Below are 20734 nucleotides of genomic sequence, written 5' to 3' on the forward strand. Positions count from 1 at the left end.
GACACCCGTACGGGAAGGGACCGAGGCCCCTTCCCGTACGCCGGTACTACCGCCGCTTGCCGCCGCCCTCGCCAAGGAGACCCGCCTTGCGGAGCGCGTCGGCCATCGCACTGTTCGCGGGAGCGGGGGCCGCGCCCCGGTCCCGGCCGCCACCGCCCCGGCCGCCCTGCTCACCGCGCTCGGCCCGGCGGCCACCGCCACCACCACCGCCGCCGCCCTGCCGCTGCTGCGGCGGCCTGCCGGAGCGCTCGCCCCGGTCACCGCGCTCGCCCCGGCCCCGGCCGCCCGCGCCGCCCGTCGCCTCCGCGCCCGGCTCGTCGTCGAGCCGCAGCGTCAGCGAGATCCGCTTGCGCGGCACGTCCACGTCCAGGACCTTCACCTTGACCACGTCGCCGGGCTTCACCACGTCGCGCGGGTCCTTCACGAAGGTCTTCGACATCGCGGACACGTGCACCAGACCGTCCTGGTGCACGCCGACGTCCACGAACGCCCCGAACGCCGCCACGTTGGTGACCACGCCCTCCAGGACCATCCCGGACGCCAGGTCGCCGATCTTCTCGACGCCCTCCTTGAAGGTGGCCGTCCGGAACGCCGGACGCGGGTCGCGGCCCGGCTTCTCCAGCTCGCGCAGGATGTCCGTCACCGTCGGCAGACCGAAGGTCTCGTCCACGAAGTCGTCCGCCCGCAGCGAGCGCAGCGTGCCCGTGTCGCCGATCAGCGCCGCGACCTCGCCGCCCGTCGTCTTCGCCATCCTGCGCACCACCGGGTACGCCTCCGGGTGCACGGCGGAGGCGTCGAGCGGGTCCTCGCCGCCCCGGATGCGCAGGAAGCCCGCGCACTGCTCGTACGCCTTCGGGCCGAGCCGGGCCACGTCCTTGAGCGCCCGGCGGGAGCGGAAGGGGCCGTTGGCGTCCCGGTGGGCGACGATGTTCTCGGCGAGGCCGGAGCTGATGCCCGAGACCCGCGAGAGGAGCGGCGCGGAGGCGGTGTTGACGTCCACGCCGACGCCGTTCACACAGTCCTCGACCACCGCGTCGAGCGAACGCGAGAGCTTCACCTCGGCCAGGTCGTGCTGGTACTGGCCGACGCCGATCGACTTCGGGTCGATCTTCACCAGCTCCGCCAGCGGGTCCTGGAGCCGCCGGGCGATGGAGACCGCGCCGCGCAACGACACGTCCAGGCCCGGGAGTTCCTGCGAGGCGAACGCGGAGGCCGAGTAGACCGAGGCGCCGGCCTCCGAGACCATCACCTTGGTCAGGTTCAGCCCGGGGTGCTTCTCGATGAGTTCGGTCGCCAGCCGGTCGGTCTCGCGGGAGGCCGTGCCGTTGCCGATCGCGACCAGCTCGACCGCGTGCTCCTTCGCGAGCCGCGCGAGGGTCGCCAGGGACTGGTCCCACTTGTTGGCCGGGACGTGGGGGTGGATCGTGTCGGTGGCGACGACCTTGCCGGTCGCGTCCACCACGGCGACCTTCACGCCCGTACGGAAACCGGGGTCGAGGCCCAGGGTCGCCCGGGTGCCGGCCGGCGCGGCGAGCAGCAGGTCCCGCAGGTTCGCCGCGAAGACCCGTACGGCCTCGTCCTCGGCGGCCGTCCGCAGCCGCAGCCGCAGGTCGATCCCGAGGTGGACCAGGATCCGGGTCCGCCAGGCCCAGCGGACCGTGTCCTGGAGCCACTTGTCCCCGGGGCGCCCCCGGTCGGCCACGCCGAAGCGGTGCGCGACGATCCCCTCGTACGAGGAGGGGCCCTCGACCGGCTCCTCCGGCTCCAGGTCCAGGGCGAGCACGTCCTCCTTCTCGCCGCGCAGCATGGCCAGCACCCGGTGCGAGGGCAGCGCCGTGAACGGCTCCGCGAAGTCGAAGTAGTCGGCGAACTTCGCCCCCGCCTCCTCCTTGCCCTCGCGCACCCTGGCGACAAGGCGGCCCCGGCCCCACATGCGCTCGCGCAGCTCGCCGATGAGGTCGGCGTCCTCGGAGAACTTCTCCGCGAGGATCGCCCGCGCGCCCTCCAGGGCCGCCGCCGCGTCCGCGACGCCCTTCTCCGCGTCCACGAAGGCCGCCGCGGCCGCCGACGGCTCCACGGACGGGTCGGACAGCAGCCCCTCCGCCAGCGGCTCCAGACCGGCCTCGCGGGCGATCTGCGCCTTGGTCCGGCGCTTCGGCTTGAAGGGCAGGTAGATGTCCTCCAGGCGCGCCTTGGTGTCGGCGGCCCGGATCCGGGCCTCCAGGTCCGGGGTCAGCCTGCCCTGCTCGCGCACCGAGTCGAGGACCGCCGACCGGCGGTCCTCCAGCTCGCGCAGATAGCGCAGCCGCTCCTCCAGGGTGCGCAGCTGCGCGTCGTCGAGCGTCTCGGTCGCTTCCTTGCGGTAGCGCGCGATGAACGGCACGGTCGAACCGCCGTCGAGGAGCTCGACGGCTGCCCTCACCTGTCGCTCGCGTACGCCGAGCTCCTCGGCGATCCTTGCTTCGATGGACGTCGTCACGGTGTCCCGACTCGCCTTCTCGTGCCTCAAGCTTGCGACTGCATTGTGCCGGGTCGGTCACCCGGACGCGGCAACCGACCCGTTCCGCGCGTCCTTCAGCCCTTGCCGACGAGGTCGGCGGGGAAGGCGCCCGCGGCGGCCGCCTCGAAGAGGAAACCGCGCCCCAGCTCGGTGAGGCGCTCGACGCCGGCCGCGCCGAGGTGCTCGTACGGGGCGGAGTCCAGCCGGTCGGTGTGCTCCTCGATCTCGGCGCGCAGGGCCGTCCCGGCCTCGGTCAGCTCGCCCTCGGCGTCGATCAGGCCCCGGTCGCGCAGCCGGGCCACCGCCCCCTCCCAGTCGGTGCGCCGCCAGCCCCGGGAGCTGACGGCCCAGCGCGGGGCCATGCCCCTGCCGGTGGCGGTGTGGGAGGCGAGGGCCTCGACGGGGTCGAGTCCGGCGGAGAGCAGGGCCGCGAGGTGCCCGTCGCCCCGGTGCTCGCGCAGCAGGGTGGCGGCGTGCCAGTAGGCGAGGTGGGGCTCCTCGGGGACCGGCAGGTCGGCGTTGGCCGAGTAGAGGGGCCGGGCGTGCCGGGTGCAGGCCTCGGCGGCGCGCAGCGCCAGCTCCGCCGCCTCGGCCATCTCCGGGGAGGCGACGGCGTCCTCGCCGAGCAGCCGGCGCAGGGTGGTGTCGGCGGCGCGCAGCCGCGCGGCCAGGACCTCGGCGGGGGAGGCGGTCTCCCACACGGCGGGCAGGTGCCGGGCGAGCAGCTCGTGGTTGTAGTTGTAGAAGGTCGCGGCGACCGTGCCCGCGCCCACCGCGCCGAGCGGGGCGCTGCGGGCGACGAGCCGCATCGCGCTCTGGTCGGTGAAGCCGAGGGCGGCGAACTCGCGGTCCAGGTCGGGGGAGAAGTACAGCGAGGAGTGCAGCGGGTTCAGGGCGTTGTGGCAGCGGCGTCCGGCGCGCGGCGGCAGGGCAGTCGTCATGCCCGAACGTTACCGACTGGTCGGTACGACGGGAACAGGCGGACCCCTCCACCGGCGACCACGGCGGGGCCGGCCATGGCAGGAAAGGTGGGGTCCTCGTCCTTGTGGACGCGGTCGGCCCCGCCAAGGATGGAGCCATGCCACAGCGCCCCGTCCTCGTCGTCCTCTTCGACGGCGTCCTGAGCCTCGACGTCTCCGGACCCGTCGAGGTGTTCGCCGGTGCGGGCCGGGCCACCGGGGACCCGTCCGCCTACCCGATCCGTACGGCCTCCCTCGACGGCGGCCCGGTCCGCACGCAGAGCGGACTGCGCCTGCTCCCCGACACCACGCTCGCGGACGCCGTCGCCGGCGGCGCCCCGCACACCCTGGTCGTCCCCGGCGGCGAGGGCACCCGGACGCCCGACCCGGCCCTGATCGACTGGCTGCGGACGCACGGCCCGCGCGCCCGGCGCCTGGTCTCCGTCTGCACCGGGGCGCTGCTCCTCGCCGAGGCCGGACTCCTCGACGGACACCGGGCGACCACCCACTGGAACGCCTGCGAGCACCTCGCCCGCCGCTATCCCGAGGTCGACGTGGAGCCCGATCCGATCTTCGTACGGGACGGGCGCGTCTCCACCTCGGCCGGGGTCACCGCCGGGATCGACCTGGCGCTCGCCCTGGTCGAGGAGGACCTCGGCCGGGACGCCGCCCTCACCGTCGCCCGCCACCTGGTCGTCTTCCTGCGCCGCCCCGGCAACCAGGCCCAGTTCAGCGTCCAGCTCTCCGCCCAGACCGCCCGCCGGGAGCCGCTGCGCGACCTCCAGCACTGGATCACCGAGCACCCGGACGCGGACCTCTCCGTCGAGGCGCTCGCCGCCCGCGTCCGGCTCTCGCCCCGCCACTTCGCCCGCGCCTTCCACGCGGAGACCGGCACGCCCCCCGGCCGCTACGTCGACCGGGTCCGGCTCGAACACGCCCGCCGGCTCCTGGAGGACACCCCGCTCGGCGTCGAGGAGGTCGCCCGCGCCTCGGGCTACGGGACGCCGGAGGCGATGCGCCGCGCCTTCCTCAAGGCCCTGGAGACCGCCCCGGCGGAGTACCGCCGCCGCTTCCGCCCGTCCGTCCGCTGAACCCGCACGTCCACCGCCCATCGAGAGGAACCACCGTGCAGATCGCCGTCCTTCTCTACGACCGGTTCACCGCCCTCGACGCCGTCGGGCCGTACGAGATGCTCTCCCGCCTCCCCGGTGCCGAGACCGTCCTCGTGGCCAAGGAGCGGGGTCCGGTCCGCAACGACCAGGACACCCTGGCGCTCGTCGCCGACCGGGCCCTCGCCGAGGTGCCGGCCCCGGACGTCGTCCTCGTGCCCGGCGGCCCCGACGCCCGGGTGGCCATGGAGGACCCGGAGATCCTCGACTGGCTGCGCACCGCCGACGCCACCAGCACCTGGACCACCTCGGTCTGCACCGGCTCGCTGGTCCTGGCCGCCGCGGGCCTGCTCGACGGCCGCCGGGCGACCACCCACTGGCTCGCCTTCGACGAGCTGCGGGCCCTCGGCGTCGAGCCCACCGGCGAGCGGGTCGTCTTCGACGGCAAGTACGTCACCTCCGCCGGGGTCTCCTCCGGCATCGACATGGGGCTCCACCTGCTCGGCCGGATCGCCGGGGACGAGACGGCCCAGACGGTCCAGCTCCTCACCGAATACGATCCCCGGCCGCCCTACGACGCGGGCTCGCCGGAGAAGGCCCCGGCCGAGATCGTCGCGAAGTGGCGCGCGGAGGCCGGGCGGACGGGGACCGCGTAGCCCGTACGGGGTTCAGAGGCCGTACGTGAAGCGGGGCGGGCGGCGCTCCAGGAAGGCGGCGACGCCCTCGGCGGTGTCGCCGCTGCCCCGCGCCTGCTCCGCCCAGTGCCCGTCCCGGTCCGTCCGCCCGTCGGCGAACTCCTTGGCCGCCGCCTGGGTGAGCAGCGAGCGGGAGGCGAGCACCCGGCAGAACGCGTCGACCCGCTTGTCCAGTTCGCCCGCCGGGTGGAGCTCGTCCACCAGCCCGGTCCGCAGCGCCCGCTCCGCGTCGATCAGTTCGCCGGAGAACAGCAGGTACTTGGCGGCGGAGGGGCCGACGAGGGCGGCGAGGCGGCGGGTCGACGAGGACGGGTAGACGATGCCGAGCTTCGCGGGGGTGATCCCGAAGCGGGCGCCCTCCTCGGCGAACCGCAGGTCGCAGGCGGCGGCGAGCTGGCTGCCGCCCCCGACGCAGAAGCCCCGGACGGCCGCCAGGGTCGGCTTGGGGAAGGCCGCGAGCGCCTCCTCGGCCCGTACCGCCAGGCTCTGCTGCTCGTCCCCGGGCTCCCGCAGCGCCGAGATGTCCGCCCCGGCGCAGAAGGTGTCGCCCTCGCCGGTCAGGACCAGGACCCGGACCTCCGGGTCGGCGGCGAGCCGCTCCAGGACGCCCGGCAGGGCGCGCCACATGCCGGCGCTCATCGCGTTGCGCTTGGCGGGGTTGGCGATGACGACGGTGGCGACGCCGTCCGTGACGCTGTCCTTCAGCTGCGGCTCCATGGGCCGGATGCTATCCGGCACCCCCGAACGTACGATCAGGAAGGGGTCGCCCTGCTGAGGAGGCACCGGATGACCGAGGACCACCGCGAGGGGAAGGACCACCGCGAGGCGGAGGGCGTTCCCGACCCGGCCGGAGACATGCGGCGGCAGGGGAAGAAGCTCAGCCGCGGCTTCAGTTGGCTCGCCGTGCTCGGCGCCCTGCTGGTGCTCGGCGGGATCGTCGGCCTGGTCTACACGGGCGCCGCCACCCTCACCTCGATGCTGCTCTTCGGCTGGCTGCTGCTGATCGGCGGGGCCGTCGGACTGCTCCAGGCCGTCCAGTCGCGGGGCACCAGCTACTTCTGGCTCGCCGCGGTGGTGGCCGCCCTGAACATCGCGGCCGGGGTCGTGGTGATCCGCCACCCCGAGGGCTCGGCGGAGGCGCTGACGATGTTCGCGGCCCTGCTCTTCCTGACCGGCGGGCTGTTCCGGCTCGTCGGCAGCGTGGTGGTGCGCGGCCCGCAGTTCGGCTGGACCCTCCTCCAGGGCGCCTTCGGCCTGCTGCTCGGTCTGCTCGTCCTGTTCGACTGGCCGCACAGCAGCCGGTACGTCCTCGGGCTCTTCTTCTCGCTGGCGCTGCTCTTCGACGGACTCGGTCTGATCGCGATCGGGGTGGGGGGCCGACGGATCGTCAGTATGGTGACCCCGCCGGAGCCGGCTTCCGGCCCCGGCCCGGAGCCGCTTCCGGAGTCCTCAGAAAGCGTGCGCGATCAGTCGAACAACTGACATCGGCATACTCACCCGATCAGAAGGCAGCCGATAAGTGTCGACTTCTGGTCAGTAGGCCGGTCCGCCCCCGCGCATTGCCAAGACTCGATCCGTGGCGAGAATCGAGCACGAGGGCGGGAACCGGACGGTGGAGCCCAGCGAAAGCGGCCCCACCCGGCACCCGTCCTACGAAGGAGTCTGGCGCTTCACCGCTGCAGCGGTCGACGTCTCCGTCCCGCAGGCCCGGCACGCCGTGCGCGACCTGCTGGTCCGCCAGGGCGTCCCCCTCCACGACGAGATCATGGACGGCCTGCTGCTGATCGTCTCCGAGCTGGTCACCAACGCCGTGCGGCACGCGGCGCTGCTGTCCCCGGAGATAGCGGTCGAGGTGGCGATCGGACCCGAGTGGATCAGGGTGTCCGTCGAGGACAACCACCCCTACCGTCCCAAGGCCCTGGAGGCCGACTGGGGTCAGACCGGCGGCCGGGGCCTGCTCCTGGTCCGCGAGATCGCCCAGGAGGCCGGCGGCGCCTGCGACGTCGAGCACACCGCGAGCGGCGGCAAGATCATCTGGGCGGCGCTGCCCCTGGCCCCGGCGGCACCGGGGCCGGGAGCGGTGCCGCAGGAGCCGGTGGTCACCAGCCCCCGGACGGACCCGTCAGCTCCCTGACGGCCGGACGCGCCGCGTCGAGCACCGTCATGAACCAGGCGGAGAACGGCGCGGCGGCGTGCCGCTCGGCCAGCTCGGCGGGGGTCACGAAGGCGGTGTCCTCGATCTCCTCCGGGTCCGGCCGCGGCGCGGACTGCACCAGGCCGACGAAGAGGTGGTTGAACTCCTGCTCCACCAGGCCCGAGGCCGGGTCCGGGTGGTTGTAGCGGACCGTGCCGGCCTCCGCGAGCAGCGAGGGCGAGACGCCCAGCTCCTCGAAGGTGCGCCGGGCGGCCGCCGCGAACGGCGCCTCGCCCGGGTAGGGGTGGCCGCAGCAGGTGTTCGACCAGACGCCGGGCGAGTGGTACTTGCCGAGCGCCCGCCGCTGGAGGAGCAGCCGGCCCGACTCGTCGAAGAGGAAGACGGAGAAGGCGCGGTGCAGCTGCCCCGGCGCCTGATGGGCGGCGAGCTTCTCCGCCGTGCCGATCGTCCTTCCGTCCTCGTCGACCAGTTCGAGCATGATCGGGGCCGGGTCTCCGGACGGCTGGACACCGTTCGACGCGATCTCCGGCGAGATCTGAGCCGCGGTGGCTGGTGTGGTCGGCATACCCATCCTTCGCTTCGGTCCTCGGCCCGGTGGGGCCCCCTCAGTCTGCCGTACAAAAGCGGCTTGTCCGTACTTCGACGGCCGGACGCGTCCGCTCCCACCGCACCGGAGTACACCCCGGGCGGCGGGAGCGGAGGAGGGAAGAGGGGGCACTACACCCCGAAAGGCGCGGGATAGACCAGCGCACCCGGGGGAACGGGCACGGAGTCGTCCAGGACGAGCGCCCTCATCGCCTCGTCCGGGACCTCGAAACCTGGCCTGATTCCATACGCGGACGCCCGTTCGAAACCGAACCGGGGGTAGTACTCCGGATGCCCCAGGACGAGCACCAGGGTCTCGCCCCGCAGCCGGGCCGCGTCGAGGACCGCCCGGACGACGGCCTGCCCGGCCCCCGTCCGCTGGTGCTCGGGCGCGACCGCCACCGGGGCGAGCGCCGCCGCGGGGGCGCCGCCCACGTGGCACCGGGTGAGCAGGGCGTGCGCCGCGACCGTGCCGTCCGGGGCCTCGGCCACGTACGACAGGCCCGGCAGCCAGGCGTCGGCGTCCGCCCGGAGCGCGTCGACCAGATCGGCCTCCGCCTCCGAACCGAAGGCCGCCTCCTCGACCCGCCGGACCTCGGCCTCCTCGCCGGCGGCCTCCGGCCGGGTGCGCCAGCGCGGATCGGAGGGCCGCAGCACGAAACCGGCGTAGCCGTAGTCGGAGCCGTGCTCGCGGCGCAGCGCGATCTCGGCGCGGGCCCCGGCGACCGCCTCGGCCATGCCCGGCACGGAGGTGTCGGCCGCCTCGGCGCGGGCGGCCAGCGGACCGTAGTACTCGTCCCAGTCGCCCTCCGGCTGGGTGAGGGTCCCCAGGACGTGGTAGCCGGCCGCGACCGCGGCCGCCGCGTTCCCGGTGACGGTGCGGAGCGGGTAGTGCTCCTCCCAGAAGGCGCGGGCGGCCGGGCCCGGCTCCCCGGTGGTCCACACGCACTCGGTGAGCACGAGGGTGCCGCCGGGCGCGAGGAGGCGGCGCCACTCGGCGAGGGCCCGGTCGAAACCGAGCACGAAGACCGAGCTCTCGGCCCAGACCAGGTCGAAGGAGCCGTCGGGGAACGGCAGGGCGCCCATGTCGGCGCGGAGGGCGCGGACGGAACCGCCGTCCTCGCGGACCGGACCGGCGCCGGGGGCCGAGCCGTCGAGCCCGCGCGCGGCGGCGGACTCCCGCAGCTCGGCGAGGAACGGCTCGTGGGTGTCGACGGCGGTCACCTCGGCGCCCGCCTCGGTGGCCAGGAGCAGCGCGGAGCGGCCCGGACCGCAGCCCAGGTCGAGCACGCGGGGACGCGCGGGAAGCGGACCCGCGAGGGCGAGGAGCCGGCGGGTGGTGGTGTCGGAGCCCGGACCCTGGCGCGGCAGGCCGTGGTGCAGGGCGAAGAAGGAATCGCGAAGAGCGTGGTCGGACAACGTGGGAAACCCTTGGGTGAGAGGGCCCCGGCCGACGACGTGACGTACCGGTGCGAGGACCGGGATCAGGTCAGCCGGAGACCCGGAGGCTGAGGGACGACCGGGCGCTGCCGCAGAAGGCAGCCTCCATCGCGACGGTCATCGACCCCAGCTCCTCTCCACCACGCGTTCGTACGAAAAGACTAACAGGCGCTCCGGTGCGTTACGGAGCCGGTGCGCTGGAGAGCCACTGCGGAGCCGGTGCGCTACAGGCAGAGCTTCGCCTCGTGCTCCGCGTGGCCGACCGGCTCCAGCTGGAAGGTGCAGTGCTCCACGTCGAAGTGCGAGCCCAGGCAGCCCTGGAGCGCGTGCAGCATCTTCTCGTGGCCCACCGAGTCGAGCGCCCCCTGGTCGACGACCACGTGCGCCGAGAGGACCGGCATCCCCGAGGTGATCGTCCAGGCGTGCAGGTCGTGCACGTCCTCGACCCCCGGCAGGGCCAGTATGTGCGCCCGCACCTCCGCCATGTCGACGCCCTTGGGGGCCGCCTCCAGGAGCACGTCCAGGGTCTCGCGCAGCAGCTTGACCGTGCGGGGGACGATCATCAGGCCGATCACCAGCGAGGCGATCGGGTCCGCGTACTGCCAGCCGGTGGCCAGGATGATCCCGGCCGCGACGATCACGGTGACCGAGCCCAGCGCGTCCGCGAGCACCTCCAGATACGCCCCGCGCACGTTGAGGCTCTCCTTCTGGCCCCGCATGAGCAGCGTCAGCGAGATCACGTTCGCCACCAGGCCGACCACCGCGAACGCGATGGCGAGGCCGCCCTTGGTCTCGGCCGGCTCCATGAACCGCTGGATCGCCTCGAACAGCACGTACCCGCCCACGCCGAGCAGCAGCAGGCAGTTCGCGAGGGCCGCCAGGATCTCGGCCCGCGCGTATCCGAAGGTGCGGTTCCCCGAGGGCGGCCGGTTGGCGAAGTGGATCGCCAGGAGCGCCATCGCGAGGCCGACCGCGTCGGTCGCCATGTGGGCCGCGTCCGCGATCAGCGCGAGCGAGTCCGCGACCACGCCGCCGATGATCTCGATCACCATCACGGAGAGCGTGATGCCGAGCGCGATCCGCAACCGGTTCCGGTACGCGGCCCCCGCGGTGCCCGTCGGCGGCGGGCCTCCGTGGCTGTGCCCGTGATCGTGTCCAGCCCCCATGACATGGCCTCCCGGTCGGTGTCGTCCGTATGCCCCGGTGCGCAAGTCAACTACGGGTGGGGGGTATGCGCAACACGGTACTGAACACCGTTGTCATATGCTCTGACCTGCGGTGATGCCATCCGGACGGGGAGTGCGGGGAAGTGTCCGGAAGCGGCCCCCGCGAAGGCCCCCGACCGGGGTTTGTGGGGCGGGCGGGCGATCGCCCATCATGATCTCCGGCGGACGGGGCACATCCGGACGGACACCGGCGGGCCCGGGGGAGTCCTGCCCGCGAAGCCTCGGTGAACTGTCCTTCTGTTCATCGGATAGCCTCAGCCGACGTGTCGCCGCCCGGTGCCGGGCCGCACCGCCGCGCCCGGGGCCGCCATGGGCCCCGCCGGCCCCGCCGTCAGCTCCAAGGAGTGAGTTCGTCTGTCGACCGCCATCCTCACCGGCCCCCCGGCACCCGGATCCTCGCTCGACGGTGATCTGCGGTCGCTCGGCTTCGACGTCCGGATCGCCTCCGGCGCCGAGGAGACCGGCGCCCTGCTCGCCGCCGTTCCGGCGGGCGAGCGCGTCGCGCTCGTCGACCCCCGGTTCGTCGGCCATCTGCACGCGCTGCGCCTCGCCCTCACCGACCCCCGGTTCCCGGCCGCCGTCGTGCCCGGCGCGCTCACCGCGCAGAGCGAGGCCCGCCCCGCGCTGACCCGCGCCCTGAGCGCGGCCGCCGTGCCCGCCGGGGCGGGCCCCGGTGCCGCCGACGACCTCCCCGGCACCCTCGCCGACGCCCTCGACGCCGACGGCGTCGCCGTGCACCGGCCCCAGCTGGGCACCCTCGTCGCCGCCGTCCCCACCGACGCCGGGGCCCGCCACGCGGCGCGCGCCGCCGTCGAGGCCGTCGACGACGAGGCCGTACGCCTCCGCTCCGCCGTGAAGGCCCACGACGGCTTCTTCACCACCTTCTTCATCAGCCCGTACTCGCGCTACATCGCCCGCTGGTGCGCGCGCCGCGGACTGACCCCCAACCAGGTCACCACCGCCTCGCTGCTCACCGCCCTGATCGCGGCCGGCTGCGCGGCGACCGGCGAGCGCGGCGGCTACGTCGCCGCCGGCGTCCTCCTCCTCGTCTCCTTCGTCCTGGACTGCACCGACGGGCAGCTCGCCCGCTACGCGCTGAAGTACTCGACGATGGGCGCCTGGCTCGACGCCACCTTCGACCGGGCCAAGGAGTACGCCTTCTACGCGGGCCTCGCCCTCGGCGCCGCCCGCAACGGCGACGACGTCTGGGCCCTCGCGCTCGGCGCCATGGTCCTCATGACCTGCCGGCACGTCGTGGACTTCTCCTTCAACGAGGCCAACGCCGAGAGCACCGGCGCCGCCGCCAAGACCAGCCTGGCCCTCTCCAGCAGACTGGACGGCGTCGGCTGGACCGTCTGGGCCCGCCGCATGATCATCCTGCCGATCGGCGAGCGCTGGGCGATGATCGCGGTCCTCACCGCCGTCACCAGCCCCCGGATCGTCTTCTGGGCCCTGATCGCCGGCTGCGCCTTCGGCGCCTGCTACACCACCGCCGGCCGCGTCCTGCGCTCCTTGACCCGCAAGGGGAAGAGGACCGACCGGGCCGCCCGGGCGCTCTTCGACCTCACCGACTCCGGCCCGCTCGCCCAGCTCGCCGCCCGGCTCTTCCACCGCCCCGGCGACCGGAGCTTCGGCGTCGTCTTCGCCGCGATCGCGACGGCCGGCCTGCTGTTCGCCGTCCTCACGTGGCCGTTCGGCGACCGGCAGATCGTGATCGCCGCCGTCGGCTACACGATCTTCGCCGGGCTCGCCGTCACCCAGCCCCTCAAGGGCGCCCTCGACTGGCTCGTACCCCCGCTCTTCCGCGCCGCCGAGTACACCACCGTCCTCGTCCTGGCCGCCCGCTCCGACTCCCCGGGAGCCCTCCCGGCGGCGTTCGGGCTGGTCGCGGCGGTCGCCTACCATCACTACGACACGGTGTACCGCATTCGCGGCGGCACCGGCGCGCCGCCCGCCTGGCTGGTGCGCGTCACCGGCGGACACGAGGGGCGCACGCTCCTGGTGACCGTCCTCGCCGCCCTCCTCGCGGGCCGCGGCGACGACTTCACCCTGGCACTGACCGCCCTCGCGGCCGCCGTCGCGCTGGTGGTGCTCGTGGAGTCCATCCGCTTCTGGGTCTCCGCCGGAGCACCCGCCGTTCACGACGAAGGAGAAACAGCATGATCGGTCTCGTACTGGCAGCCGGTGCCGGACGGCGTCTGCGCCCCTACACCGACACCCTTCCGAAGGCCCTCGTGCCGGTCGACGGGGACACCACGATCCTCGACCTGACCCTGAAGAACTTCGCCGAGATCGGCCTCACCGAGGTCGCGATCGTCGTCGGCTACCGCAAGGAGGCCGTCTACGACCGCAAGGACGCCCTGGAGGCGAAGTACGGCCTCACGATCACCCTCGTCGACAACGACAAGGCCGAGGAGTGGAACAACGCCTACTCCCTGTGGTGCGCCCGCGAGGTACTCAAGCGCGGTGTGATCCTCGCCAACGGCGACACCGTCCACCCCGTCTCCGTCGAGGAGACCCTGCTCGCCGCCCGCGGCAACGGCCAGAAGATCATCCTCGCCCTCGACACGGTGAAGAGCCTCGCCGACGAGGAGATGAAGGTCATCACCGCCGAGGGCAAGGGCGTCCAGCGGATCACCAAGCTCATGGACCCGGCCACCGCCACCGGCGAGTACATCGGCGTCACCCTGATCGAGGCCGAGGCCGCCGAGGAGCTCGCGGACGCCCTCAAGGCCACCTTCGAGCGCGACCCCGACCTCTACTACGAGGACGGCTACCAGGAGCTGGTCAACCGCGGCTTCACCGTCGACGTGGCCCCCATCGGCGACGTCAAGTGGGTCGAGATCGACAACCACGACGACCTCGCGAAGGGCCGTGAGATCGCGTGCCAGTACTGACCCGGCTGATCCCGTCGCCGGTCGTCGTCGACATCCGCGGGGGAGCGCTGGACGACCTGTCCGCGCTCCTCGCGGACCAGCGGATCTCCAGCAACGGCAAGATCGCCGTCGCCATCAGCGGGGGCTCCGGCCTCAAGCTGCGCGACCGCTTCGCCGCCGAGCTGCCCGGAGCCGACTGGTACCCGGTCTCCGGCGGCACCATCGACGAGGCCGTGAAGCTCGCCGACGCCATGCGCGGCAAGCGGTACGACGCGGTGGTGGCCCTCGGCGGCGGCAAGATCATCGACGTGACCAAGTACGCGGCGGCCCGGGTCGGGCTGCCGCTGGTGGCCATCGCCACCAACCTGTCGCACGACGGGATCTGCTCCCCGATCTCCACCCTGGACAACGACAACGGGCGCGGCTCCTACGGCGTCCCCACCCCGATCGCCCTCGTCATCGACCTGGACGTGATCAGGGACGCCCCGGCGCGCTTCGTCCGCTCCGGCATCGGCGACGCGGTCTCCAACCTCTCCGCCATCGCGGACTGGGAGCTCTCCCACCGCGAGACCGGCGAGAAGGTCGACGGACTCGCCGCCGCCATGGCCCGCAGCGCGGGCGAGGCGGTGCTCCGGCACCCCGGCGGCATCGGGGACGACGACTTCCTCGTCACCCTCTCCGAGGGCCTGGTCATGTCCGGCATCGCCATGTCGATCAGCGGCGACAGCCGCCCCTCCTCGGGCGCCTGCCACGAGATCAGCCACGCCTTCGACCTGCTCTTCCCGGCCCGCGCGGCCAGCCACGGCGAGCAGTGCGGCCTCGGAGCGGCCTTCGCCATGCACCTGCGCGGTGCCCGCGAGGAGTCCGGTCTGATCGTCGAGACCCTGCGCCGGCACGGCCTGCCCGTCACGCCGGAGGAGATGGGCTTCACCGTGGACGAGTTCGTCCGGGCGGTGTCCTTCGCCCCGCAGACCCGACCGGGCCGCTTCACCATCCTCGAACACCTCGACCTGTCCGACGACGAGATCAGGGACGCGTACGCCGACTATGCACAAGCCATCGGTAGCTGAGCTCCGACCGGTCGTCCACCCCCCGGGCGTGAAGGACCGGCGCAGCGGCGAGCACTGGGGCGGCCGCCTCTACATGCGGGAGATCTCGCTGCGGATCACCCGGCAGCTGGCGAACACCCGGGTCACCCCCAACCAGCTGACCTACCTGATGACCCTCTTCGGGGTGCTCGCCGCCCCGGCGCTCCTCGTGCCGGGCATCCCGGGCGCCGTCCTCGGCGTGCTCATGGTCCAGCTCTACCTGCTGCTCGACTGCGTCGACGGCGAGCTGGCCCGCTGGAAGAAGCAGTTCTCGCTCGGCGGCGTCTACCTGGACCGGGTCGGCGCCTACCTGTGCGACGCGGCGGTCCTCGTCGGCTTCGGCCTGCGCGCCGCCGACCTGTGGGGCACCGGGCGGATCGACTGGCTGTGGGCCTTCCTGGGCACCCTCGCCGCCCTCGGCGCCATCCTGATCAAGGCCGAGACCGACCTCGTCGGCGTCGCCCGCCACCAGGGCGGCCTCCCGCCGGTCAAGGAGTCCGCCGCCGAGCCGCGCTCCTCCGGCATGGCGCTGGCCCGCCGGGCCGCCGCCGCGCTCAAGTTCCACCGGCTCGTCCTGGGGATCGAGGCCTCCCTGCTCATCCTGGTCCTCGCGATCGCGGACCAGGTCAGGGGCGACCTCTTCTTCTCCCGGCTCGGCGTCGCCGTCCTCGCCGGCATCGCCCTGCTCCAGACCGTGCTGCACCTGGTGTCGATCATGGTCTCCAGCAGGCTGAAGTGAGGCCGGCCGTGAGTACCCCGCTCAAGGTGGGCGCCGTCGTCATCACCATGGGCAACCGTCCCGACGACCTGCGCGCGCTGCTCGACTCGGTCGCCGCGCAGGAGGGCGACCCGGTCGAGGTCGTCGTCGTCGGCCAGGGCACCCCGGTCACCGGGGTGCCCGACGGGGTCCGCACCGTCGACCTGCCCGAGAACGTCGGCATCCCCGCCGGCCGGAACGTCGGCATCGAGGCCTTCGGCCCCGGCGGCACCGACGTCGACGTCCTGCTCTTCCTCGACGACGACGGACTGCTCGCCCACACCGACACCGCCGAGCTGGTCCGCCAGGCCTTCACCGCCGACCCGCGCCTCGGCATCATCAGCTTCCGCATCGCCGACCCGGAGACCGGCGCCACCCAGCGCCGGCACGTGCCGCGGCTGCGCGCCGCCGACCCGATGCGCTCCTCGCGGGTCACCACCTTCCTCGGCGGCGCCAACGCCGTCCGCACCAAGGTCTTCGCCGAAGTCGGCGGCCTGCCGGACGAGTTCTTCTACGCGCACGAGGAGACCGACCTCGCCTGGCGCGCGCTCGACGCCGAATGGATGATCGACTACCGTTCGGACATGGTGCTGCTGCACCCCACGACAGCACCCTCCCGGCACGCCTCCTACCACTTCAACGTGGCACGCAACCGGGTGTGGCTGGCCCGTCGCAATCTGCCCGCACCCCTGGTGCCGGTCTACCTCGGCGTCTGGCTGCTGCTCACTCTGGTCCGGCGGCCCTCGCTCCCCGCGCTGAAGGCGTGGTGCGGCGGATTCCGGGCGGGCTGGACCACCCCCTGCGGACCGCGCCGCCCCATGAGGTGGCGTACGGTGTGGCGGCTGACCCGGCTGGGTCGCCCCCCGGTCGTCTGACATCGTGGTACCCGACGTGCCGCGCATCTTGAACACGAAAGTTTCGACTTGTGAGTGACACACACCAGGGCGGGGCGGTCGCGACGAGCGCGCCCCCGTCCGTCGACGAGGGCCTGACCCCGGCCGACCTCGCCGCGAAGTACGGCCTCTCGGTCAGCGGCGCCCGGCCCGGGCTGTTCGAGTACGTCCGGGACCTGTGGAGCCGGCGCCACTTCATCCTGGCCTTCTCCTCCGCCAAGCTGACCGCCCAGTACAGCCAGGCGAAGCTGGGCCAGGTGTGGCAGGTGGCGACCCCCCTCCTGAACGCCCTGGTCTACTACCTGATCTTCGGGCTGATCCTGGGCGCAGGAAAGGGACTGTCCAAGGACGTCTACATCCCGTTCCTGGTCACCGGCATCTTCGTGTTCACCTTCACCCAGAGCTCGGTGATGGCGGGCGTCCGGGCGATCTCGGGCAACCTGGGCCTCGTCCGGGCCCTGCACTTCCCGCGCGCCACCCTGCCGATCTCCTTCTCCCTCCAGCAGCTCCAGCAACTGCTGTACTCGATGATCGTGCTCGTCGCGGTCGCGATCTCCTTCGGCAGCTACCCCTCGCTCCGCTGGCTGCTGCTGCTCCCGGCGCTGTTCCTGCAGTTCGTCTTCAACGTCGGCCTGGCGATGATCATGGCCAGAATGGGCGCCAAGACGCCCGACCTCGCCCAGCTCATGCCGTTCGTCATGCGCACCTGGATGTACGCCTCCGGCGTGATGTTCTCGATCCCCGCGATGCTCTCCGACAAGCCCGCCTGGATCGCCGACGTCCTCATGTACAACCCGGCGGCCGTCTACATGGACCTGATCCGCTTCTCCCTCATCGAGGGCTACGGCGCGGAGAACCTGCCGTCCCACGTCTGGATGACCGCCCTCGGCTGGGCCCTGGTCTTCGGCATCGGCGGCTTCGTCTACTTCTGGAAGGCCGAGGAGAGGTACGGCCGTGGCTGACACGAACCGGTCCAACGTTCCCACCGTCATCTGCGACGAGGTCCACATCGTCTACCGGGTCAACGCCGGCGGCGGGGGCAAGGGCAGCGCCACGGCGGCGCTCAGCCGGATCGTCGGCCGCGGCAAGGCCGAGGTCACCCGGGGCGTCCGCAAGGTCCACGCGGTCCGCGGCGTCACCTTCACCGCCTACCGGGGCGAGGCCATCGGCCTCATCGGCTCCAACGGCTCCGGCAAGTCCACGCTGCTGCGCGCCATCGCCGGGCTGCTCCCCACCGAGAGCGGCAAGGTCTACACCGACGGCCAGCCCTCGCTCCTCGGCGTCAACGCGGCCCTGATGAACGACCTCACCGGCGAGCGCAACGTGATCCTCGGCGGCCTCGCCATGGGCATGAGCCGCGAGGAGGTCCGCTCCCGCTACGAGGGCATCGTCGACTTCTCCGGGATCAACGAGAAGGGCGACTTCATCAGCCTGCCCATGCGCACGTACTCCTCCGGCATGGGCGCCCGGCTCCGCTTCGCCATCGCGGCCGCCAAGAACCACGACGTCCTCCTCATCGACGAGGCCCTCGCCACCGGTGACCGCAAGTTCCAGATCCGCTCCGAGGAGCGCATCCGCGAGCTGCGCAAGGAGGCCGGCACGGTCTTCCTGGTCAGCCACAGCAACAAGTCCATCCGGGACACCTGCGACCGGGTGCTCTGGCTGGAGAAGGGCCAGCTCCTCATGGACGGCCCCACGGACGAGGTCCTCAAGGCGTACGAGCGGGAGACCGCCCGCTGAGCGTCCCCGCCACAGGTTCCGCCCCCGCCGCAGCTCCCGCGCCGGGGGCGGTTCCCGTTCCGGCCCCAAAGACCGGTCCGGCGCCGATGTCTCAGAGTGTTCATCTATGCACTCAATGTCACTTCCGCTGCTCGAAGGGCCTCTTCGGTGCCTTCCCGTGCGGCGCGGGAGTGTCGTCGCCGGGTCCGCCCCCGCCGCGGTCGTCGCCGGGACACGCCCTCCCCGAATCCCCGTCCGTCCCGAACTCCCTTGATTCACAGGCTGATTGACGGCTTGATCGGACGAAGTTCCTGGTGCGCGCCACCCCGGAATGGCGACGGTCGTCGTACAACGTAAGCTGGACCGGTCTGTTTCGCGGCAAGTAGGGCGATACCCCACGGCCATCGGGCCGCCGGGCGGCGGCCCTACGGGCAGGGGTCGGCGGCGTGTCCGAAATAGGATGGATTGGGTCAGCAGTGTAGAACGGGAGACGTGACGGCCATGACGCAGAATCTCCAGCTCCACGAGGGTGTCGCCGTCCCTCCGTCGGGCAGCGACCGGTGACGGACCCCCGGCAGGCGCGCCCCGGCGCCACCTCGCGTGCCACACTCGGCAAGGCGGCGGACGAGAACTTCCCCGTCGCCCCCTTCTTCCTGCCCCGCGCCTGGCGCGACGACCTCATGGCCGTCTACGGCTACGCCCGGCTCGTCGACGACATCGGCGACGGCGACCTCGCCCCCGGCGGCGCCGACGCCCGGTACCTCGGCGTCGGCCCCGGGGACGCCGACGACCGGCTCGTCCTCCTCGACGCCTTCGAGGCCGACCTCCGCCGCGTCTTCGACTCCACCCCGCGCCACCCCCTGCTGCGCGCCCTCCGGCCGACCGTCGAGCGGTGCGGACTCACCCCCGAGCCCTTCCTCGGCCTGATCGCCGCCAACCGCCAGGACCAGCTGGTCGGCCGGTACGAGACGTACGACGACCTCCTCGCGTACTGCGCGCTCTCCGCCAACCCCGTCGGGCGCCTGGTCCTCGGGATCACCGGCACCGAGACCCCCGAGCGGGTCCGGCGCTCCGACGAGATCTGCACCGCCCTCCAGATCGTCGAGCACCTCCAGGACGTCGCCGAGGACCTCGGCCGCGACCGGATCTACCTGCCCGCCGAGGACCTCAAGCGCTTCCACGTCACCGAGGGCGACCTGGCCCGGCCCACCGCCGGGGCCTCCGTCCGCGCCCTGATCGCCTTCGAGGCCGAGCGGGCCCGGGAACTGCTCCACGCGGGCACCCCCCTCGTCGGCAGCGTCCACGGCCGCCTCCGCCTCCTCCTGGCCGGATTCACCGCCGGGGGACTCGCGGCCCTCGACGCGATCACCGACGCGGGATTCGACGTACTGACCGGCCCGCCCGGGCCCACCAAGCCGAGCCTGCTGCGCCGGGCGGGACAGGTCCTGCTCACGGCGCGGAGAGAGGGGTGACCGTGACCGTGGAGGGACAGCACCAGCCGTCCGCACCGGTACAGGCCGCCTACAGCTACTGCGAGGCGGTCACCGGGCAGCAGGCCCGCAACTTCGCCTACGGCATCCGGCTGCTGCCGGCCGAGAAGCGCCAGGCGATGTCCGCCCTGTACGCCTTCTCGCGGCGCGTCGACGACATCGGCGACGGCACGCTCGCGCCCGAGGCCAAGCGGGAGCGCCTGGAGGCCACGCGGGACCTGCTCGACCGGATCCGCTCCGACAAGATCGACGAGGACGACACCGACCCGGTCGCCGTCGCCCTCGCCGACTCCGCCCGGCGCTTCCCGATCCCGCTGGACGGCCTCGACGAACTCATCGACGGCGTCCTCATGGACGTCCACGGCGCCACCTACGAGACCTGGGACGACCTCAAGGTCTACTGCCGCTGCGTCGCCGGCGCCATCGGCCGCCTCTCCCTCGGCGTCTTCGGCACCCAGCCGGGCGCCCACGGCGCCGACCGCGCCCCCGAGTACGCCGACACCCTGGGGCTCGCGCTCCAACTCACCAACATCCTCAGGGACGTGCGCGAGGACGCGGAGAACGGGCGCACCTACCTGCCCGCCGACGACCTCGCCAAGTTCGGCTGCGGGGACGGCTTCGCCGGCCCCCTGCCCGAGGGCTCCGACTTCGCCGGGCTCGTCCACTTCGAAGTGCGGCGCGCCCGCGCGCTGTTCGCCGAGGGCTACCGGCTGCTTCCGATGCTCGACCGGCGCAGCGGCGCCTGCGTCGCCGCCATGGCGGGCATCTACCGGCGCCTGCTCGACCGGATCGAGCGCGACCCGGAGGCGGTCCTGCGCGGCCGCGTCTCCCTGCCGGGCCGCGAGAAGGCGTACGTCGCGGTGCGCGGCCTCTCCGGCCTCGACACCCGCCACATCGCCCGGCGCGACGTCAGGAGGCGCCCCCGATGACCCCGCCCGCGCCGACCCTCCCGGCCGCCCCGGCCCGCGCGACGACCGCCGGACCCGACACCGTCCTCCGGACGGCCACCGCCCGCACGGCGGCCCACGGGCCCGGGCCTGTCTCCCGTCCGGCCGCCCCCGCCCGCGCGGCGGCCCGGGAGGCCGGCACTCGCCCCCGTACGGCCACCGCTTCCGCCCGCGCGACGATCCACGGGACCGGTGCAGCCTCTCGTACGGACACCGCCCGCGCGGCGATCCACGGGCCCGGCGCCCGGCCCCGTACGGGCACCGCCCCCGCCGCAACCCCCGGTGTCGTTCCGGC

General features: G+C 73.2%; 19 protein-coding genes. 13 read left to right on the forward strand and 6 right to left on the reverse strand.

The window, feature by feature from the left end; genetic code table 11:
• Positions 1–46: 46 nt before the first annotated feature.
• Entirely contained in the window at positions 47–2479 is a 2433-nt protein-coding gene (locus tag ACIQVI_RS02505) for a Tex family protein (protein WP_403590088.1), read from the reverse strand.
• Between the two features lie 95 nt (positions 2480–2574).
• Positions 2575–3441 carry a hypothetical protein gene (locus ACIQVI_RS02510; protein WP_403590091.1) on the reverse strand — a complete coding sequence of 289 codons (867 nt, stop codon included), beginning with the start codon at positions 3439–3441 and terminating at the stop codon, positions 2575–2577.
• A gap of 137 nt (positions 3442–3578) precedes the next feature.
• Here ACIQVI_RS02510 and ACIQVI_RS02515 point away from each other — a divergent pair, with 137 nt between their 5' ends.
• Positions 3579–4550: a GlxA family transcriptional regulator gene (locus ACIQVI_RS02515; RefSeq protein WP_403590093.1), complete on the forward strand. Its 972-nt coding sequence runs from the start codon at positions 3579–3581 to the stop codon at positions 4548–4550.
• A gap of 35 nt (positions 4551–4585) precedes the next feature.
• Positions 4586–5224 (forward strand): DJ-1/PfpI family protein, encoded by a 639-nt coding sequence (locus ACIQVI_RS02520; protein WP_351970578.1) that lies wholly within the window; start codon positions 4586–4588, stop codon positions 5222–5224.
• Between the two features lie 12 nt (positions 5225–5236).
• On the opposite strand, the gene ACIQVI_RS02525 is transcribed toward ACIQVI_RS02520, so the two are convergent.
• Positions 5237–5980: an enoyl-CoA hydratase/isomerase family protein gene (locus ACIQVI_RS02525; protein WP_351970579.1), complete on the reverse strand. Its 744-nt coding sequence runs from the start codon at positions 5978–5980 to the stop codon at positions 5237–5239.
• A 138-nt stretch (positions 5981–6118) separates the two neighbouring features.
• On the opposite strand from ACIQVI_RS02525, the gene ACIQVI_RS02530 reads away from it, so the two are divergent.
• Together ACIQVI_RS02530 and ACIQVI_RS02535 are read left to right on the forward strand one after the other, a co-directional pair.
• Positions 6119–6745 carry an HdeD family acid-resistance protein gene (locus ACIQVI_RS02530; RefSeq protein WP_403592209.1) on the forward strand — a complete coding sequence of 209 codons (627 nt, stop codon included), beginning with the start codon at positions 6119–6121 and terminating at the stop codon, positions 6743–6745.
• Positions 6746–6875: 130 nt separating this feature from the next.
• Positions 6876–7397 carry an ATP-binding protein gene (locus ACIQVI_RS02535; protein WP_351970592.1) on the forward strand — a complete coding sequence of 174 codons (522 nt, stop codon included), beginning with the start codon at positions 6876–6878 and terminating at the stop codon, positions 7395–7397.
• Here the strand turns inward: ACIQVI_RS02535 and idi are convergent.
• From idi to ACIQVI_RS02550, 3 genes are all read right to left on the reverse strand, one after another.
• A complete protein-coding gene (idi, locus tag ACIQVI_RS02540) occupies positions 7363–7983 on the reverse strand; it encodes an isopentenyl-diphosphate Delta-isomerase (RefSeq protein WP_351970580.1) in 621 nt (206 codons plus the stop codon). The genes ACIQVI_RS02535 and idi overlap by 35 nt on opposite strands.
• Positions 7984–8135: 152 nt before the next feature.
• A complete protein-coding gene (locus ACIQVI_RS02545) occupies positions 8136–9422 on the reverse strand; it encodes a GNAT family N-acetyltransferase (RefSeq protein ID WP_403590098.1) in 1287 nt (428 codons plus the stop codon).
• 245 nt (positions 9423–9667) lie between these two features.
• Positions 9668–10609, reverse strand: coding sequence for a cation diffusion facilitator family transporter (locus tag ACIQVI_RS02550; RefSeq protein WP_403590101.1), 942 nt, complete (start codon positions 10607–10609; stop codon positions 9668–9670).
• A 414-nt stretch (positions 10610–11023) separates the two neighbouring features.
• Here ACIQVI_RS02550 and ACIQVI_RS02555 point away from each other — a divergent pair, with 414 nt between their 5' ends.
• From ACIQVI_RS02555 to hpnD, 9 genes are all read left to right on the forward strand, one after another.
• Entirely contained in the window at positions 11024–12832 is a 1809-nt protein-coding gene (locus ACIQVI_RS02555) for a DUF5941 domain-containing protein (RefSeq protein WP_403592212.1), read from the forward strand.
• Complete coding sequence (locus tag ACIQVI_RS02560) at positions 12829–13566, forward strand: sugar phosphate nucleotidyltransferase (RefSeq protein ID WP_121829579.1); 738 nt, start codon at positions 12829–12831, stop codon at positions 13564–13566. Before ACIQVI_RS02555 ends, ACIQVI_RS02560 begins: the two co-directional genes overlap by 4 nt.
• Positions 13554–14615 carry an iron-containing alcohol dehydrogenase family protein gene (locus tag ACIQVI_RS02565; RefSeq protein ID WP_121829578.1) on the forward strand — a complete coding sequence of 354 codons (1062 nt, stop codon included), beginning with the start codon at positions 13554–13556 and terminating at the stop codon, positions 14613–14615. The genes ACIQVI_RS02560 and ACIQVI_RS02565 overlap by 13 nt, the downstream gene beginning before the upstream one ends.
• The gene (locus ACIQVI_RS02570) at positions 14593–15372 is read left to right on the forward strand and encodes a CDP-alcohol phosphatidyltransferase family protein (protein ID WP_121829577.1); all 780 of its coding nucleotides are present in this window, start codon (positions 14593–14595) and stop codon (positions 15370–15372) included. The genes ACIQVI_RS02565 and ACIQVI_RS02570 overlap by 23 nt, the downstream gene beginning before the upstream one ends.
• Positions 15373–15380: 8 nt before the next feature.
• Positions 15381–16265, forward strand: a complete 885-nt coding sequence (locus ACIQVI_RS02575; RefSeq protein WP_403590104.1) for a glycosyltransferase family 2 protein — start codon at positions 15381–15383, stop codon at positions 16263–16265.
• 50 nt (positions 16266–16315) lie between these two features.
• A complete protein-coding gene (locus ACIQVI_RS02580; RefSeq protein ID WP_351970583.1) occupies positions 16316–17245 on the forward strand; it encodes an ABC transporter permease in 930 nt (309 codons plus the stop codon).
• The gene (locus ACIQVI_RS02585; RefSeq protein ID WP_053642448.1) at positions 17238–18023 is read left to right on the forward strand and encodes an ABC transporter ATP-binding protein; all 786 of its coding nucleotides are present in this window, start codon (positions 17238–17240) and stop codon (positions 18021–18023) included. The genes ACIQVI_RS02580 and ACIQVI_RS02585 overlap by 8 nt, the downstream gene beginning before the upstream one ends.
• A gap of 539 nt (positions 18024–18562) precedes the next feature.
• Positions 18563–19474: a squalene synthase HpnC gene (hpnC, locus tag ACIQVI_RS02590; RefSeq protein WP_403590107.1), complete on the forward strand. Its 912-nt coding sequence runs from the start codon at positions 18563–18565 to the stop codon at positions 19472–19474.
• On the forward strand, positions 19471–20421 hold the full coding sequence (gene hpnD, locus ACIQVI_RS02595) for a presqualene diphosphate synthase HpnD (RefSeq protein WP_205613811.1): 951 nt from the start codon (positions 19471–19473) through the stop codon (positions 20419–20421). The genes hpnC and hpnD overlap by 4 nt, the downstream gene beginning before the upstream one ends.
• Positions 20422–20734: the final 313 nt, after the last annotated feature.

This window comes from Streptomyces sp. NPDC098101 (assembly GCF_044760185.1).
In the GTDB taxonomy this organism is placed as follows: domain Bacteria; phylum Actinomycetota; class Actinomycetes; order Streptomycetales; family Streptomycetaceae; genus Streptomyces.

What these genes read in the sequence shown, in the direction of transcription:
- ACIQVI_RS02515 (WP_403590093.1), top strand. Translation starts at nt 3,579, where the DNA reads ATGCCACAGCGCCCCGTCCTCGTCGTCCTCTTCGACGGCGTCCTGAGC.
- ACIQVI_RS02570 (WP_121829577.1), top strand. Translation starts at nt 14,593, where the DNA reads ATGCACAAGCCATCGGTAGCTGAGCTCCGACCGGTCGTCCACCCCCCG.
- idi (WP_351970580.1), bottom strand. Translation starts at nt 7,983, where the DNA reads ATGCCGACCACACCAGCCACCGCGGCTCAGATCTCGCCGGAGATCGCG.
- ACIQVI_RS02560 (WP_121829579.1), top strand. Translation starts at nt 12,829, where the DNA reads ATGATCGGTCTCGTACTGGCAGCCGGTGCCGGACGGCGTCTGCGCCCC.
- ACIQVI_RS02525 (WP_351970579.1), bottom strand. Translation starts at nt 5,980, where the DNA reads ATGGAGCCGCAGCTGAAGGACAGCGTCACGGACGGCGTCGCCACCGTC.
- ACIQVI_RS02530 (WP_403592209.1), top strand. Translation starts at nt 6,119, where the DNA reads ATGCGGCGGCAGGGGAAGAAGCTCAGCCGCGGCTTCAGTTGGCTCGCC.
- ACIQVI_RS02550 (WP_403590101.1), bottom strand. Translation starts at nt 10,609, where the DNA reads ATGGGGGCTGGACACGATCACGGGCACAGCCACGGAGGCCCGCCGCCG.
- ACIQVI_RS02510 (WP_403590091.1), bottom strand. Translation starts at nt 3,441, where the DNA reads ATGACGACTGCCCTGCCGCCGCGCGCCGGACGCCGCTGCCACAACGCC.